Source organism: Aliiroseovarius crassostreae (assembly GCF_001307765.1).
GTDB lineage: Bacteria > Pseudomonadota > Alphaproteobacteria > Rhodobacterales > Rhodobacteraceae > Aliiroseovarius > Aliiroseovarius crassostreae.
In genome coordinates this window covers 460,880-476,517 of sequence record NZ_LKBA01000019.1, presented here as the reverse complement: position 1 = coordinate 476,517, position 15,638 = coordinate 460,880, and the positions used below count along the sequence as shown (strand labels likewise).

Annotated in this window: 10 protein-coding genes; 8 read left to right on the top strand and 2 right to left on the bottom strand. The window is 59.1% G+C overall.

All coding sequences use genetic code 11. From position 1 onward, the window contains the following. Positions 1-63: 63 nt before the first annotated feature. Positions 64-615, top strand: a complete 552-nt coding sequence (locus AKJ29_RS15065) for a recombinase family protein (RefSeq protein ID WP_055191269.1) — start codon at positions 64-66, stop codon at positions 613-615. Positions 616-821: 206 nt separating this feature from the next. Continuing rightward, positions 822-1,577, top strand: coding sequence for a DUF6892 domain-containing protein (locus tag AKJ29_RS15060; RefSeq protein ID WP_139231453.1), 756 nt, complete (start codon positions 822-824; stop codon positions 1,575-1,577). 629 nt (positions 1,578-2,206) lie between these two features. On the opposite strand, the gene tsf is transcribed toward AKJ29_RS15060, so the two are convergent. Both tsf and rpsB read right to left on the bottom strand, forming a co-directional pair. Next, entirely contained in the window at positions 2,207-3,082 is an 876-nt protein-coding gene (gene tsf / locus AKJ29_RS15055) for a translation elongation factor Ts (RefSeq protein ID WP_055192197.1), read from the bottom strand. A 124-nt stretch (positions 3,083-3,206) separates the two neighbouring features. After that, positions 3,207-3,989 (bottom strand): 30S ribosomal protein S2, encoded by a 783-nt coding sequence (rpsB, locus tag AKJ29_RS15050; RefSeq protein ID WP_055192195.1) that lies wholly within the window; start codon positions 3,987-3,989, stop codon positions 3,207-3,209. Between the two features lie 1,182 nt (positions 3,990-5,171). Here rpsB and AKJ29_RS15040 point away from each other — a divergent pair. From AKJ29_RS15040 to AKJ29_RS15015, 6 genes are read left to right on the top strand one after another with little or no spacing between them, the layout of a single operon-like run. Then, entirely contained in the window at positions 5,172-5,369 is a 198-nt protein-coding gene (locus AKJ29_RS15040) for a hypothetical protein (RefSeq protein ID WP_055192191.1), read from the top strand. Then, complete coding sequence (locus AKJ29_RS15035) at positions 5,359-8,892, top strand: DUF4132 domain-containing protein (RefSeq protein WP_055192189.1); 3,534 nt, start codon at positions 5,359-5,361, stop codon at positions 8,890-8,892. Before AKJ29_RS15040 ends, AKJ29_RS15035 begins: the two co-directional genes overlap by 11 nt. Further along, positions 8,883-9,977: an ATP-binding protein gene (locus AKJ29_RS15030; RefSeq protein ID WP_082392626.1), complete on the top strand. Its 1,095-nt coding sequence runs from the start codon at positions 8,883-8,885 to the stop codon at positions 9,975-9,977. Before AKJ29_RS15035 ends, AKJ29_RS15030 begins: the two co-directional genes overlap by 10 nt. A 32-nt stretch (positions 9,978-10,009) precedes the next feature. Further along, positions 10,010-12,415 carry a DUF5682 family protein gene (locus AKJ29_RS15025; RefSeq protein WP_055192185.1) on the top strand — a complete coding sequence of 802 codons (2,406 nt, stop codon included), beginning with the start codon at positions 10,010-10,012 and terminating at the stop codon, positions 12,413-12,415. Further along, positions 12,412-13,539 (top strand): VWA domain-containing protein, encoded by a 1,128-nt coding sequence (locus tag AKJ29_RS15020; RefSeq protein ID WP_055192183.1) that lies wholly within the window; start codon positions 12,412-12,414, stop codon positions 13,537-13,539. Before AKJ29_RS15025 ends, AKJ29_RS15020 begins: the two co-directional genes overlap by 4 nt. Then, positions 13,536-15,521, top strand: a complete 1,986-nt coding sequence (locus AKJ29_RS15015) for a hypothetical protein (RefSeq protein WP_055192181.1) — start codon at positions 13,536-13,538, stop codon at positions 15,519-15,521. Before AKJ29_RS15020 ends, AKJ29_RS15015 begins: the two co-directional genes overlap by 4 nt. Positions 15,522-15,638: the final 117 nt, after the last annotated feature.

The following is a 15,638-nucleotide window of genomic DNA, read 5'->3' as shown; positions in this document are numbered from 1 at the left end:
GGGTAGTCAAACGACTAATGGTACAGCATCAAAGCGTAAGCCACCCTAATGTGACAGGTTCCCATGCCTAAGATCGGATACGCCCGCGTCAGTACATCAAGCCAGGATCTCGACATTCAGAAAGCAAAGCTGAATGCGGCGGGATGTGAGGTCATCCGTTCGGAAACCGTTTCTGGTGCTTCCCGTGATGATCGTTCTGAGCTGGCGACAGTGATGGAGTTTCTGCGCGACGGGGACGAATTGGTCGTGCATCGTCTCGATCGCCTCGGCCGATCCACTCGCGATGTGCTGAATCTGGTCCATGAACTTGATGCCAAAGGCGCATCGCTCCGGGTGCTTGAACCGGAAGTCACCACCGCCGGGGATATGGGCCGCATGGTCATCACCGTCCTCGGCATGGTCGCCGACATGGAGCTCAAGTTCATTCGGGATCGTCAACGCGCTGGAATCGAAGTCGCCAAAGATAAAGGCATCTACAAGGGGCGGCGAAAGTCTGTAGATGATGAGGAAATCCGGCGGCTGGCAGGTGAGGGCACCGCAAAAGCCCAGATCGCCCGTGATCTCGGCGTTTCCAGAATGACGGTCTACCGGGCTCTCGCTGATGCCGAAACCTGAAGCCGCCGTTCGTTCAGGACGCGGCGGCTTCAAAGTCAGAGCCCATTTTGACCTATTTTCTTCATTAAAGCGAATGCCGGCTTGGGAATTGTGGGACTTGATGGCAATGTCACCATGGTGTCGCAATGCTTGCCTTGATGTCTAAGGATGAAGGGTGGATCGAACTATGAATCTCTTTATACTCTCCGGCCAATGTAACCGTTGAGATGGAAAGAAAATTGGGGGGCGTTGGCATTTTGAAAGGTTTGCAGGCATGGAGTGGCGCGATAGCAATTGGCGCGGCCGCACTTTCGCAGACTGCGACCGCTCAATCCTACCCGGAGCCTCGCGGTGAAACTGGAGCGCCATTTGCTGATCCAAACTTAAAACTTGTGGTGCTGTCATCGCTTCTTGAGGAAGGGCACATCGATTTAGGGGAAAGCTCTGATTTCCTGTCTTGGGTCCTAGACCAACCTGTGTCCGATCCATGGGACCTTGGGTTTGGAATAATTCAACCGGCGTATGATTACCTCGCCCGATATCCCCTCGGCCAGAGCCTTCTCGATGAGGTGGAAACGTTATCCTTTGATGGAGGCCTAGAAATCTATTTCTACGTAAGTCCGACTTGGGATGGTGAGACGGAAGACTTCGACATATCGAGCTTTGAGGGACTTCAACATTTGCGAAACCTACGGGTTTTTGAAGCTTCATCGATGATCCCCGAACTCGATCTAAATCTGTTAGCGGGCTTTGATAAGTTGGAAGTGATTGAAGGCGGCGTACCCGTTTCAAACACCGAGGCTCTTTTGGCCATGCCAACTCTTCGCTCCGTCGAACTTGTCGGTAACGATCTGTATCGCGATGTGCGTAGTATCGGACATCGCCAAAATGACCTGTTTGAAACATTAAAGAACAACGGTGTGGATGTTTGGGTTCATTGGATGACTTGGCTAGGAGAAAATCCACCGCCAGCTTACCAATAGCTGCAACTGTACAAATCTTTCCAAAAATCAGCGAATGTTGAACGGTTCGCCAAACCAGACATTAGGGGAAGCGAGGGGAATGGCTTTTTTGTCCGCATCTTACTAGTTCACGCACGGCGCGGCGAAGGTCGGTTACTTTTGCAAGTTCTTATATTGTTCTGATTTTTGGCCACTTTTGCACGCTCGGTCCAGTTGGGCCTATACGTAAAATTACGGTAAGGAATACCGGACTTTTAAAATGATCCTAAAATTCCGATATTGAACACGTTCCGTGAGTGGTGGCTTTAGCCTTTGGAACATAGAGGGGTGGACGCGCTGTAATTTCAGCAAATGTTTCATTCTTTCGGGAAACCGAGGGCTGGTGTCGAAGGAGGATTTTTACCGGAGGCACCAGACGCCCTCTTACCCAGAATAGCATCACCGCTGTCCCGCGGTATGTTTGCGGCGCTGACATTCCCCGTCAGCGCCGCGTTTCTTTTCCACTAAAGCGTTTCGAGATTAACTTGAGACACAAGTTGATTCCGAAACGCTTTAGTGGCCGGGTATCCCGTTCCGCCCGGCATGAAAAAGGGGCCGGGTGACCGACCCCTTTTCTATTTTCTTAGCAGATACCCTGCCCTTGCGCCGGCTTAGCCCTTTACGGCAGCAGCAACCTCAGCAGCAAAGTCGGTTTCTTCTTTTTCGATACCGTCGCCAACTTCCATACGGACATAACCGACGATTTCAGCACCTGCATCCTTGGCAGCCTGCTCAACAGTGACGTCGGGGTTCAGAACGAAATCCTGGCCCACCAGGGTCACCTCGGCGAGGAACTTCTTCATCCGACCCTTGATCATGTTTTCAATGATGTTTTCGGGCTTGCCGCTTTCACGGGCTTGCTCAGTCAGGATGGTGCGTTCTTTTTCAACAACAGCAGCGTCCAGCTCAGCTTCGTTCAGCGCCTGCGGGTTGGCGGCCGCAATGTGCATGGCAACCTGCTTGCCGAATGCTTCGTCGCCACCTTTCAGCGCAACCAGAACACCGATTTTGCCCATGCCGTCCGCAGCAGCGTTGTGGACATAGGAGGCCACGACATCACCTTCGACCGATGCCATGCGACGCAGCGACATGTTTTCGCCGATGGTGGCGATCTTGTCGGTGATGATATCAGCGACAGATTTGCCCCCCAGATCAGCAGCTTTCAGCGCCTCCAGATCTGCTGCGTTCAGCGCAGCACCTGCAATGCCGGAAACCATGGTTTGGAATTCAGCGTTCTTGGCGACAAAGTCGGTTTCCGAGTTCACTTCAACGGCAACACCTTTGCCACCGTCCACAGCCACGGCCACCAGGCCTTCAGCAGCGGTCCGGTCGGCCTTCTTGGCGGCTTTGGCCAGACCCTTGGTGCGCAGCCAGTCCTGAGCGGCTTCCATGTCACCGTCGTTTTCGACCAGGGCTTTTTTCGCGTCCATCATGCCAACGCCGGTGGATTCGCGCAGTTCTTTTACGAGTGCAGCAGTGATTGCCATCTTAACTCTCCTTGAGGATCTTCGGCCGGGTCCTAGCCCAAGCCGGTATCAATTCTGTGACATCAGTCTTGGATGCCAAACGATGAGACAGGCAGGGTGTCCCCTGCCCGTCTTCCAATCGTGCTTAGGCGTCAGCGGCCTCGGCGGTGGCTTCTTCAGCCACGGCTTCTTCGGTCATGCCGTCTTCCAGCTCGCCCAGGTCGATACCTGCTGCACCCATCTGGGCCGACATGCCGTCCAGAGCTGCGCGGGCAGCCAGGTCGGTGTAAAGAGCGATTGCGCGCGCTGCGTCGTCATTGCCCGGGATGATGTAATCCACACCTTCCGGCGGGCAGTTGGTGTCGACAACGGCCACAACCGGGATGCCCAGCTTGTTGGCTTCGGCAATCGCCAGCGATTCTTTTTTCACGTCGATGACAAACAGAAGATCCGGAACACCGCCCATTTCGCGGATGCCGCCCAGCGAGGCCTGCAGTTTGGCCTGCTCGCGCTCCATGCCCAGACGCTCTTTCTTGGTCAGGCCTTCCGCGCCCGACGCAAGTTTCTCGTCAAATTCTTTCAGACGCTGGATCGATTTCGACACGGTCTGCCAGTTGGTCAGCGTGCCACCGAGCCAGCGGTGGTTCATGTAATACTGTGCCGAACGCTCAGCTGCGTCAGCAACTGCTTTCGACGCCTGACGCTTGGTGCCGACGAACAGAACCCGGCCACCTTTTGCAACGGTTTCACGCACGGCGTTCAGTGCGGCATCCAGCATCGGGACGGTTTGGGTCAGGTCGAGGATGTGGATCCCGTTGCGCTCACCATAGATGAACGGGCCCATACGGGGGTTCCAACGCTGAGTTTGGTGACCAAAGTGTACGCCAGCTTCGAGCAGCTGACGGAGAGTGAAATCAGGCAGTGCCATGTTCTTTTCCTTTTCCGGTTTCAACCTCGGCGAAATGTTTCGAAGGTCCGTTGGTTTTCGGAGCCCTCAACCGGTGGACGTTATGGGGATGTCTCCCCCATAGGCCCGCATTCCGCCTGTGGATTAACAGGCGCGCGTATATAGGGGGAATTGACAGGTGGCAACCCCCTTGATCTGGATTGCGGCCTATTTCGGGAAGAAAACCAGAATACTAATATTTTCTAGCCCCTGTTGACGTTCTCCTGGCGTGAAGGATGGTTGCTGTACGTGAGATGAAGGCGGCGAAGCTCTGATCTGTTTTGCATGACCGCAGCGCAATGCCCCAGTTTTTCTTAAGTTTCCCGAAGGAAATCTCGATCAGGGGCCGCCATTTGTATGTTTCCTTGTCGAAGGTTGCGGGGAAACGCCGGTTCGATTTCAGAGGAATGGCAGGGGGTATGTCCAGCTTATCGAGAGCAGACCGCAGCCAGTCGGCATCGAAAGCGCAGTCGGCACAGAGTGCTCGATCAAATCCGGCACGGCGCGCCGGTCAGGCGGTATCACCACCAAAATATTGGCGCTGACTGACGGTTTGGGTAACCTCGTCGATCTCAGGCAGATGCTTGGGCAATCGCCGCGTAAGCGCCCTATGGCCTGGCTGAGCGTCCCCTTTGGCGCCCTGGCCTGAGCGGTGGGCCTTAACGACAGAGCCATCGATCATCGCGTACTTGAAATCGGGAGCAGAAGATAACGCTCTGAGCATATTGTAAAATACATTGGTTTTGGGCCAGGCTGGACGCGTTTGAAGCGCCAGAACCCGGCAGACAATTCACACCATTGCGCGCCTGTCCTCACACTCTACCAAACCTCTTCCATGAATAACCGCGGATCGCCTCTGGTCTGGCCGGGATCAGTGTGCTTGCCAAGGCAGAAGGGGGCGATGATCGCCCAATGGGCGTTGGTCAGGGCTCGTCGGGCAAGACCCCTCTCTTCTGTTTGCAACCTTGAAGCAGAACTCATGCCACGTGAGAAGCCTGAACGTCGACACTCCTTGATTAGAATGTCACAAATTCGAGAAACTCAGAAATTCGGAACGCCAAGTCCCCCGGCAGAAGCCCATCTCCGATTCCAATTTAATCTTGGGTTGTGCCCGTCATTGCGTTAACGATTTAAGAGTTGATTAGTCGTTTGTGAGGAAAGCCAGTGCGTGGAATTATCTCCAATCTTTTTAATATCCCAAAAGTTTCCAATGCAATTTCCAAGGACCTGCAGCGATTGCATGCGGTTGAGCGCGGGTTGGGGGACAAGGCGATCGCCTATGTGCTCAAGGACAAAGGTGGCAGTGTGCTGTCAACGCTCGCCAATGTAGATGCCTCCAAAATCCTTGGGCTTGATACTTGATAGCAATTATTCCGACGAACCCGGCGATAAGGCCCGCAGGCGTTTTCTGGCGCGACAGGCCCAAGATGCCTCTGTTCTGGCCCGCTATGGTGAAGTGCTGGCCGCTGCAAGTGGTGGCGAGAAGGACTATTTAGCCGGGTCGAAACACGTTTCACTCCCCCTGCGTATCCTCTTTACAAAAGCCGGGGCTGGCTTGGTGAAAACTTTGAACTCATGGCCGAGGCAAGTCATCGACGCCACGCTCTGTGTGCTCACCCCAGAGTTTTGTGTCGAAATTTGCGAGGCCGCCGGAGGCAGCGCCGAAGACCTGTTTGATATCCTTTATAATGACGACGGGCGCTGGCGCAGCAGTGATGATATTCGCCGCTTGACCGAGGTTTTCGACTTTGCCCCACTGGCGCGCAGCCATCAGCAGGATCTGCTGGCGGCAGGCCGCCGTATGGGCGCGGGTGGCAAGGTGCTCTTGATTGCGCAGATGCGCAAATGGGAGATGTTCTCCGACCCGGAGGCACGCGCATTTCTGGTCGACATGAGCGCCGACAGCGCAAAATCCGTGCGCCACGAAGCCGTGCAGGCCATGATGACCCTGCCCCAGGATCAAATCCTTCCCATCGCCAAAGACAAGCTTGACACAGGGGCCGCCACCATCCGCGCAGCCATGGTTGATCTGCTGGCGGGTCTACGGTCCGACGCGGGATTTGCCCTGTTGCGCGATCACCTCAAATCCGAAAAAACCGCCCGGATCAAAGCCGCGATTGAAAGCGCGCTGACGGTCGAGGAGGTCTCGCAGGCGGATGAGGAGGATGAGGGCGACCGCATGTCCTATCTGGCGCTGGATGGCAGCCGGGTTGAGATCCCTCCCCTGACCCCACTTTCCAAGGAACCGGATGTCACCTTTGGCGTCGAGGATGAAAAGAAACTTCTGGACATTATCACCAAGGAAAATATCGAGATTGATCGCCGCAACGAGGCGCGCAAGGGCAAATACAACTTTGTTGAGCCACGCCTGAAGCCCGCCATGGCCACACAGATTATCAAACTGTTCAACGGCACCGGCGCAGATCTGGATCGCAAGGGGCACACAAGGCTGTGGCAGTTTCTGAATTTCACCGCGCGGGACAAATGGACGCTTGACGCCCTCTCGCGCATGTCACCCGACCGCGCCTTGCGATTTTTCACCGCCACCGAACGGAATTTCTATGCGGCCTTTCACCTGAATGAATGGGGCGCCGTTCAAAGCAGGCTGGTGCGTTACGTAAACAGCGAGGAGGCGGATTATCGCAATCTCGAAACCCTGAATGTGGAAATGGGCCAAATCCAGTCCGGCCCGTGGAACAATCGCAAGACCCGCAAGGCAGTGCCCGGCGATCTGATCCGAGGTGAGCTGGGGCGCGAATGGGGCAATTATGATGTGATGGACCTCAACCGCGACGCGCTCTGGCCGCTATTGGCTGAAAGTTTCGACGTGTTTGACGAGGCATTTGGCCTGCGCGCCGCCGGTGAACCCGCACCGCGCAAACTGCGCGCGATCCAGTTCCTGCAGCTTTTGCCAAAGACGCCACAACGCTATTACGGCCCGCTGCTGGAGGTCGCAACCGGCACCACCAAATCCGGCCGGGCCGAGGCCCGCGCGATGCTGGAAGGGGCGCAGGGTTTGGAAGAGCGCGCCATTGCGCTGCTCAACGACACAAGGCAGGACGTGCGCGCCGGGGCCGCCGAATGGCTGGCGGATCTTGGCATCAAGGAGGCGGTGAAGCCCCTCAAAGCGCGCCTGAAAAAGGAAAAATCCGATCTGGCCAAAGCGGCAATCCTCACCGCACTCTCCCGTCTGGGGGTGGAACTGTCCGATTATGTCGGCCCCAAGGCGCTGATGACCGAGGCAGAGGTGATCCTGAAAAAAGCCAAGTTCGACAAGCTGGACTGGTTGGTCAGCGACCACCTGCCCGACTTGAAATACAAAGGTGGGCAAAAGGTGCCGGCAAAGGTGATCAAGGCTTGGATCTTCCTTGCCAACAAGCTCAAGCAACCGGGCGGCAACACGCTTTTTGACATCTATCTGACGCAGCTTGCCCCCGACAGCGCCAAGACCCTGTCGACCTGGATTTTTGACGCCTGGATCAACTATGACACGGTGCGTCCAGGCGATGATGAAGCCAATGCCTATGCCGAACAGCATGCGGATCAGAACTGGAAAACCTATCTGCGTTGGGACAAGAGCTATACCCGAGAACAGGCCTATCGCGGTCTATATAACAGCATTAAAACCCAGTATCTGAACTCAGGCGCAGCCACCAAAGGCGTGCTGGCGCTGACCAAACATGTGGATCCGGCCCATGCGGCCGCTTCGGTGCGCAATTACCTCAAACAGCATGGGTCACGCACATCTCAGGCCTCGTCCCTGCTGGAGGTTCTGGCCGCGAAGGGCGATCCGCTCTCTCTGCAGATCGTGATTTCCGCCGCCACGCGATTGAAGCAAAAAGGTGTGCAGGCTCATGCGGGCAAGCTGATCGAAGCGGTCGCAGAAGCGCGCGACTGGTCGATGGATGAGCTGGCCGACCGCACCATTCCCACCGCTGGGCTGAATGATGACGGCGTGCTGGAATTGCCAATCGGGGAAGAGGAAAAACCCTATTCCGCCCGGTTGGATGATGAGTTCAAGCTGGTGGTGCTGAACCCGGATGGCAAGCAGATCAAAGGTCTGCCAGCCGGGGATGATGACAACACAAAGACCAGCAAGAAACAGCTTTCGGTCTCGAAACGCGAGTTGAAACAGGTGATCACCCTGCAAGGGGAACGGCTTTACGAAGCCCTTTGCGCCGAGCGATGCTGGCCGGTGGCGGATTGGATGCGCGATTTCCGTAATCATCCCCTGATGGGGCGGCTGACCGAACGGGTGATCTGGCTCGGTGAAGATGCCGATGGCAAGATCGTCACCGCCTTCCGCCCCACTGCCGAAGGCGATTATGTGGATGCGGATGACAACGAGGTGACGCCAGACAGCTTCACCACCATCCGCCTCGCCCATGGCGCGCTTCTGTCTGATAACGCGGCAAAGGCCTGGGCTACTCATCTGGTCGATTACGAGGTCAAGCCGCTCTTCGCCCAGTTTGGCCGCCCGCTTCTGGCGCTGGACGGCGAGATGGGCAAAGAGACCCGGATCGAGGATCGCAAGGGCTGGATCACCGACACGTTCAGCTTCCGGGGCGCCAGCACCAAGCTGGGATATGAACGTGGCGAAGCGCTGGATGGCGGCTATTTCAACGAATATATCAAGACCTTCCGCAGCGCGGGCCTTTGTGCGGTGATCGAATTTTCCGGCAACTGCCTGCCGGAAGAAAACGTCGCCGCCGCGCAGATCCACCTGGAATTTGCCAAGCTGCACGGTGCCGGGCGCCGCGGGCGCGCAGTGCCCCTGTCCGAGGTGCCACCGGTGCTTTTGTCGGAATGTTGGAATGATTACCGGGACATGGTTGCCAAGGGCAGTTTTGATCCCAACTGGGAAAAGAAAATGCCATGGATGTAACTGCAGATACCGTTCAGAAACTGCCCGCCGAAATGCGCTACGCGGCAGAGCTTGCCCGCCTGCGCGCGGCCGATCAGGATCCGAAACCCGCAGGATGGGCGCTGTCCCCCCGCGCGGTGCGCCGGTTTATCCTGGGCGACAAGGGGCTGGAGGTCAGCCGCAAGTTTTACGGCGACGACCCGTTGGTGGACCGTTGCATTGTGGCCCTGATGGGGCATCAGGGACTGATGCTGGTGGGCGAACCGGGCACCGCCAAATCGCTTTTGTCCGAACTCCTCGCCGCCGCCATCAGCGGCAATTCACGACTGGTGGTGCAGGGCAGCGCCGGGGTGATCGAAGACCACCTGCGTTATGGCTGGAATTATGCGCTGCTGCTGGCCGAAGGGCCTAGCGACCGTGCCCTGATCCCCTCGCCCGTGCTGACCGCCATGCGAGGCGGCCAGATCGCCCGGATCGAGGAACTGACCCGTTGCGCCCCCGAAGTACAGGATGCGATGATCTCGCTCCTGTCGGAAAAAACCGTGGCCATGCCCGAGTTGGGTGCAGGGCGTGAGGTGCGGGCAGAACGCGGCTTCAACGTGATTGCCACCGCCAACCTGCGGGACCTCGGCGTGAACGAAATGTCCAGCGCGCTCAAACGACGGTTCAATTTTGAAACCGTGGCCCCGATCGCTGATGCCGCCTTTGAGAAAGAGCTGATTGCCCGGCAGGTGGGCGAACGGATGGCGGAATATGACCTGAAGGCGGATCTGCCCGAAGATGTGCTCGACGTGGTGGTGTCGGTCTTTCGGGACCTGCGCACCGGGCGGGCCGAAGACGGCGCGGTGGTGGCGCAGCCCAAATCTGTCATGTCGACGGCAGAGGCGGTGAATGTGGCCCACGGCGCGCTGCTCGACGCCAGTTACCTGTCAGGAGAGGCCCCGACAGGTGCCCATGTGGCGCGGCAATTGCGTGGCGTGGTGTTCAAGGATGATGCTGACGATGCCCGCAAACTGCGCGCCTATGTCGATACCATTGCCCGCGCACGGGGCCGCAAAAGCCGCGCATGGGCTGCGTTTCACAAGGCCGCCAAGGATGATGGCTGACGGACGATCCACGGCGACCGTGTGGGGTGAGCATGCGGGATGAGGCGCTGATCCATCAGGTGCATAACCGGCTCTTTCAGCCGGAAACCGGGCTGTATCTGGCCCCGATCCGTCACCATTCGCCCGCCTGCGCCTGGGCGGTGCGGGCCATGATCCGCGAGCTGAAACCATCACATGTGCTGATCGAAGCCCCCCATGATCTGTCCCATCTGATCCCACATCTGCTGGATCCGGACACCGTGCCCCCCGTGGCGGCGGCCAGTCTGCTGGATCAAAAAAACGGCCCCCGGCTGGCAGCGTATTACCCGTTCTGCGCCCACTCCCCCGAATGGGTGGCCCTGCGCGAAGGGGCGGCGGTTGGCGCGAATTTGCGGTTTATCGACCTTGGGTCAGACGCCAAGATGGCCGGGGAAAGTGATAATCAGACCGGCCCGCGCGCGCTTGTGCGTGAACAGGGGTTTGACAGCGGTGACTACGTGCGCGCGCTTTGTGACCGGCTTGGCTGTCGCGATGGGGATGAGCTTTGGGACCACCTGTTTGAAACCCGGATGGGCGAAGCCAACTGGCGCAAGTTTTTGGGGGATGTGGGCGCCTATTGCGCCGCCTTGCGTGCCGCCACCCCGGAAGAGGAAATTACCAGCGGCGAAGACCCGGCGCGCGAGGCCCATATGGCCGCCTGCCTGCGTGACGCCCTAGCTGAAGGGGTCGCAAACGGCCCGGTTGTCTGCGTGATCGGCGGGTTTCACACCGGGCCTCTTTTGTCTCCGTCCGAAACGGCTGGCAAGACCAAGGCAGGTGGCAAATCCAATGCAGCCTCTTACCTGATCCGCTATGGGTATAAGGAGCTCGACGCGCTGATGGGATATGGCGCGGGCCTGCCACAGCCCGCTTATTATCAAACGCTGTGGGATCACGCTGAGGCCTGTGGGACAATTCCCAACTGGCCTGCCCTCGCCCATGAGATTGTCGCAGATTTCGCATCTGACATGCGGGCGGCAGGGAATGGCATCCCCGTGCCCGCCCAGGTCGAGCTTCTGCGCATGGCAGAAACGCTGGCCCGGCTGCGGGGCCACCCGGGTGCGTTGCGGCACGACCTTTTTGACGGGCTGACCTCCTCACTTTTGAAAGGTGAGGCCAGCGGGGCAGATGTCTGGCGCGAACGTTTTACCCTGTTCCTGCGTGGCCATGCCCTGGGCGAGGTCAGCGACGCGGCGGGCCAGCCACCGATTGTGGCAGATGCCCGCGCCCGCGCCCGGCGTCACCGCTTTGACGTCACCGACGGGCAACGGCGCGAGCGTAGCCTGGATATTCGCCGCAAACCCGCCCATCTCGCCGCCTCGCGTTTTGCCCATGCGATGGCGCTGCTGGACACGGGGTTTGCCACACGGCAAGGCGGGCCGGACTTCCTGAACGCCGTGCAGACCGGGCTGTTGTTTGAACATTGGGACTATGCCTGGTCGCCCCGTGTCGAAGGGCAGTTGATCGAGGCTGCAATCCATGGTGACACATTGCCTGCCGCCTGCCTGGGCAAGCTCAATGCCCTCCGCATTGCGCTGGCGGATGAAGGACGGGCCGATGATCTGTCGGCGTTGATCACGCTGTTCAAGAAGGGGCTTCTGGCAGGGTTGGGCACGGATCTGACCGGGTTTCTGAGCGAAATATCCGGGGCGATCACCCGATCAGCGGATTTTCCCGATGCCGCTAGTGCAATGGTGGAACTGCACGCAATCGAAGCCTCTCGCGGGCCGCTGTCACTGCCTGAGGGGCTGGCGATTGCCCCCACCATGCAACAGGCTTTCTCGCGCATGATTTATCTGTGTGATGACCTGCCAAAGATGCGCGAAGAGGCGATCCCGCCCTGTCTGGACGCGCTGCGCCTGTTGTCCGAACTGATGCGCGGTCCGGGGGGCAAACACTTTGACGCCGAACGGTTTGAAGATGCGCTGGACCGGGTGGCAGAGGCGGACCCCGCCCCGGAACTTCTGGGTGCCATCACCGCCATCGCGGTGGAAAGCGGGCGCAAACCGGATCATACCCTGCCCGATCTTATCGTCGCGCAATTGACCGGCAGCGCCCCTGATCTGCCCACGCGGCTTGCCGGGTTGCGGGGCGTTCTGGCGGTTGCTCCATCCCTGCTGTGGACAGTCGAAGGCATGTTGGGCGCGTTGGATGATTTTCTGACCGGTCTGGAAGATGACGGCTTTCTGGAGGTGCTGCCCCATCTGCGACTGGCCCTGTCCGCCCTTTCTCCGCGTGAAGCGGATCAGGTGGCCGCTGCCCTGACCCGTCGCCATGGCGGCACAGTGGGAGAGTTTACCGCACATCATCACGATGTGGACGCGCGCGAGGCCGCAAAGGGGGCGCAGATTGATGCCGCCCTGCGCGCGGCCCTTCGGGAAGACGGGCTGATGGATTGGATCATCGGAGGCACGACATGAGCGAGCGCGATCCCAATCACGCCAAACGCCGCTGGCGCCTTGCCCTTGGCCGCTATGCCGAACGGCAGATGGGTGGGCTGGCAGGGTCTGACATACGCGCAGACCGGGCGCTCGATTATCTTTATGGTCGCGAATACGAGAAACGCGGCTTACACCGCCCGTCCGGTCCGGGATCACTTGATCCGACCCAAATGAAGGCACTGGACTGGCTGGGGGAGGCGCGCAAACTCTTTCCGCAATCGGTGTTTGAGGTGATGCAGGACCACGCCTTGGATCGCTACGGCTTGTCCGATCTGCTGGACGACCCAAAGACGCTGGACAGTCTGGAACCCAATCAGGACCTGCTGAAAACCCTGCTCAGTTTCCATGGCCGCGCCAAGCCCGAGATGAAAGACAAGCTGCGGCAGGTGGCAGACGCGGTCATTCAAGACATCCTGCGTCGGTTGAAATCGGATGTGCAACGAGCCTTTTCCGGGCGGCGCAACCCGTTCAAACGGTCCCATGTGGCCTCGGCTGCGAATTTCGACTGGCGCGGCACCCTGCGGCGCAACCTGAAGAATTACGATCCGGAAAGCGGCCGGATCATTGCCGATGATCTGCGTTTCATCGCGCGGGAACGGCGACACCTTCCCTGGTCGGTGGTGCTGTGCGTGGACCAGTCGGGATCGATGACCGACAGCATCATCCATTCTGCGGTCATGGCGGCGATCCTGTCCGGCCTTCCCGGTGTGAACGTGTCGATGGTGCTGTTTGACACCTCGATCCTTGATGTCACCGACCGGCTGACTGATCCGCTGGAAACGCTTTTGTCGGTGCAACTGGGGGGCGGCACCGATATCGGCCGTGCTGTGGAATATTGCGAACGCTTCGTGGATACACCCGAGCGCACCGTTTTTGTTCTGATCTCGGACTTTGCCGAAGGCGCCAGCCCGCGCCGACTCTATCGCTCCGTGGCACGGATGAACGAGGCAAAGGTGCGGATGATTGGCCTGTCGGCGCTGGATGATCTGGGGGATCCCTATATGGACAAGCAGATTGCCGGGCGTCTTGCGGGGCTGGGGATGAAAATCGGCGCAATGACCCCGGACCGGCTGGCGATGTGGTTGGCAGAGGTGATGCGATGAGCCTGCCAGATCTGATTGCCTCTTTTGATGATGCCGCACTGGTGGCACTGGCCAATAAGGGGCTTTTGCGTCGCGCAATCAAGGCCACAGGCGAGGCAGAGGTGCTGCGCTATGATGCAGATGGCGCGGATCTGACCATCAGTGGGCAGAGCGTGACGATCCCTGCGGCGGGGCCGCAATCCGCCACATGTGACTGCCCCGCCCCCGGTATGTGCAGCCATATCCTGACGGCCATGCTGGTGTTGCGGGAAGTACCTTCAGACGCCCCTGCTGCCACGCCGTCAGAAGACGGCCTAAAGGAGAAGGTCCCCACACCCGAAATGCCGCCTGCCGCCACAGCTACGGCCACCGCTACGGAGGGGCTGGTGGCGCTGAAAGCGGATGTCCTGCAGAGATTTGCGGGGGCCGATCTGGACGGGGCAATGATGTTGGCCGGATCCGCCCGGATCGAAGACCGCGGGCAAAATGCACAGGTCAGTTTTGCCACACCAGAGGCTTCGGTGACATTTGTGGCCGGGCAAACGCTCTCTGCCGCGCTTTACAAGGGGCCTGCCACCCGCAAACGTTTGGTGGTGGCCGCAGGGGCCATTGCCATTCGCGATAGGGCCGGGGTGGCAAGAGGGGGGATCGATACCCCGTCCTCCAAACCGGATTTGACCGGACCTGATCAACCTATGCTGACTGAGATCGCCACGGCACTTGAGGCCGCGATTTCGCAGGTCTTTCATGGGTCTGCCCAACTGGCGCAGGAACGGTTTCTTGATTTGGCAATATCCGCCAAGGTGCAGGCCGCCCCGCGCCTGACCGGACAGCTTTTGACCCTGTCGACCCTGTCGGGCTGGGCAGAGGCTGGTGATATCCGCTTTGAAGGCGGGCGGTATCTGGCGGCATTGGCGCAGGCCTATGCGCTGGTCAAGGCACTGGCACAGACGCCTGACGATCCCGCCCTTCTGGGGGTGCTGCGCCGAAGCTATGCCCCTGCCCCACCGATGGATCTTTGGGCTTTGGGGGCGAAAGGGTGGACAAGCCCCAATGGCGCACGTGGCCTGACCCTGTATCTTCTGGACCCCAAGACAAGTGAATTCCACCCCGCCACCATGGCGCGTGGCGCCGGAATGGATGCCGGTTTCACACCAGCCCGCGCCTATGCCAACCCGTTCTGGGGGGCACCCTCTGTGCCAGGCCTGACCGGGAATGTGGTCTCGCTGGAACACCCGCATCTGTCCCCGGACGGGCAGCTGTCAACGGCGGATAAGATAACAGCGCAGGTCAATGGTCCCCTGTCCCCTGCCCGCCTACAAGATCATGACACCTGCATAAAGGACTGGGGCGCATTGCGCGCAACCCTGCGCAGCCGGGTCGGACAGGGGCTTCGACGGGGCGCGTCCCCCCTGCCTGCACTGATCGCCCCTTCACGCATTGAAGAGCCGTATTTTGACGATATCAGCCAGCGCTATCGCTGGCGGGCACAGGATCTGTCCGGCGATGTGGTCGAGCTTTCGGCCCGCCCGCAGGACATGGATCACCTGACCCATCTGCATCTGCAGTTTCCCGGCGCGGTGGCACTGTTGATTGTGACCACTCTTATCGGGGACGAACTGCTACATGAACCGGTGGCGCTGCTGCGACCGGATGGATCGGGGCTGACCGCCACCAATCTCGATTTTCAACCTGCACCCGAAGGCGGGATCCTGACACGCGCCAAAGGCGGTCTGCTGCGCGGGTTGAAACATTTGCGGGGAACCGAGATTGCACCCCATGACAGCGGGTTTGCGGCCCAGGTGCTCAGCCATCTCGCCGAACAATGCAGGCATCTGCAGCCCGATCATCTGGCCTATCTGGCCCGCGGAGCTGAGGCGCGTCAGTTTCTGCTATTGGCGGATGCGCTTGATCGGTTGCGTCAGGATCAGCCCCCCGCGCAGATCCTCGCCACCGCCTATCTGTGCCATGAGATGATTGTGATGATGGCGTTGGGGCGATGAGCAATCCTGCTCGGAACCAGACCCGTTGGAATTGTGAAAGGTCACGACACCGAAAATCCGCACCAATCTGACGGTGTAAAAGAAAAAGGGGCAGGCTCCTTCCCGCCCCGCTGAATG

Excerpts from the sequence above, each read along its gene's own strand:
- AKJ29_RS15025 (WP_055192185.1), top strand. The coding sequence starts at position 10,010 with ATGCGGGATGAGGCGCTGATCCATCAGGTGCATAACCGGCTCTTTCAG.
- rpsB (WP_055192195.1), bottom strand. The coding sequence starts at position 3,989 with ATGGCACTGCCTGATTTCACTCTCCGTCAGCTGCTCGAAGCTGGCGTA.
- AKJ29_RS15015 (WP_055192181.1), top strand. The coding sequence starts at position 13,536 with ATGAGCCTGCCAGATCTGATTGCCTCTTTTGATGATGCCGCACTGGTG.
- tsf (WP_055192197.1), bottom strand. The coding sequence starts at position 3,082 with ATGGCAATCACTGCTGCACTCGTAAAAGAACTGCGCGAATCCACCGGC.
- AKJ29_RS15065 (WP_055191269.1), top strand. The coding sequence starts at position 64 with ATGCCTAAGATCGGATACGCCCGCGTCAGTACATCAAGCCAGGATCTC.
- AKJ29_RS15030 (WP_082392626.1), top strand. The coding sequence starts at position 8,883 with ATGGATGTAACTGCAGATACCGTTCAGAAACTGCCCGCCGAAATGCGC.
- AKJ29_RS15020 (WP_055192183.1), top strand. The coding sequence starts at position 12,412 with ATGAGCGAGCGCGATCCCAATCACGCCAAACGCCGCTGGCGCCTTGCC.
- AKJ29_RS15060 (WP_139231453.1), top strand. The coding sequence starts at position 822 with ATGGAAAGAAAATTGGGGGGCGTTGGCATTTTGAAAGGTTTGCAGGCA.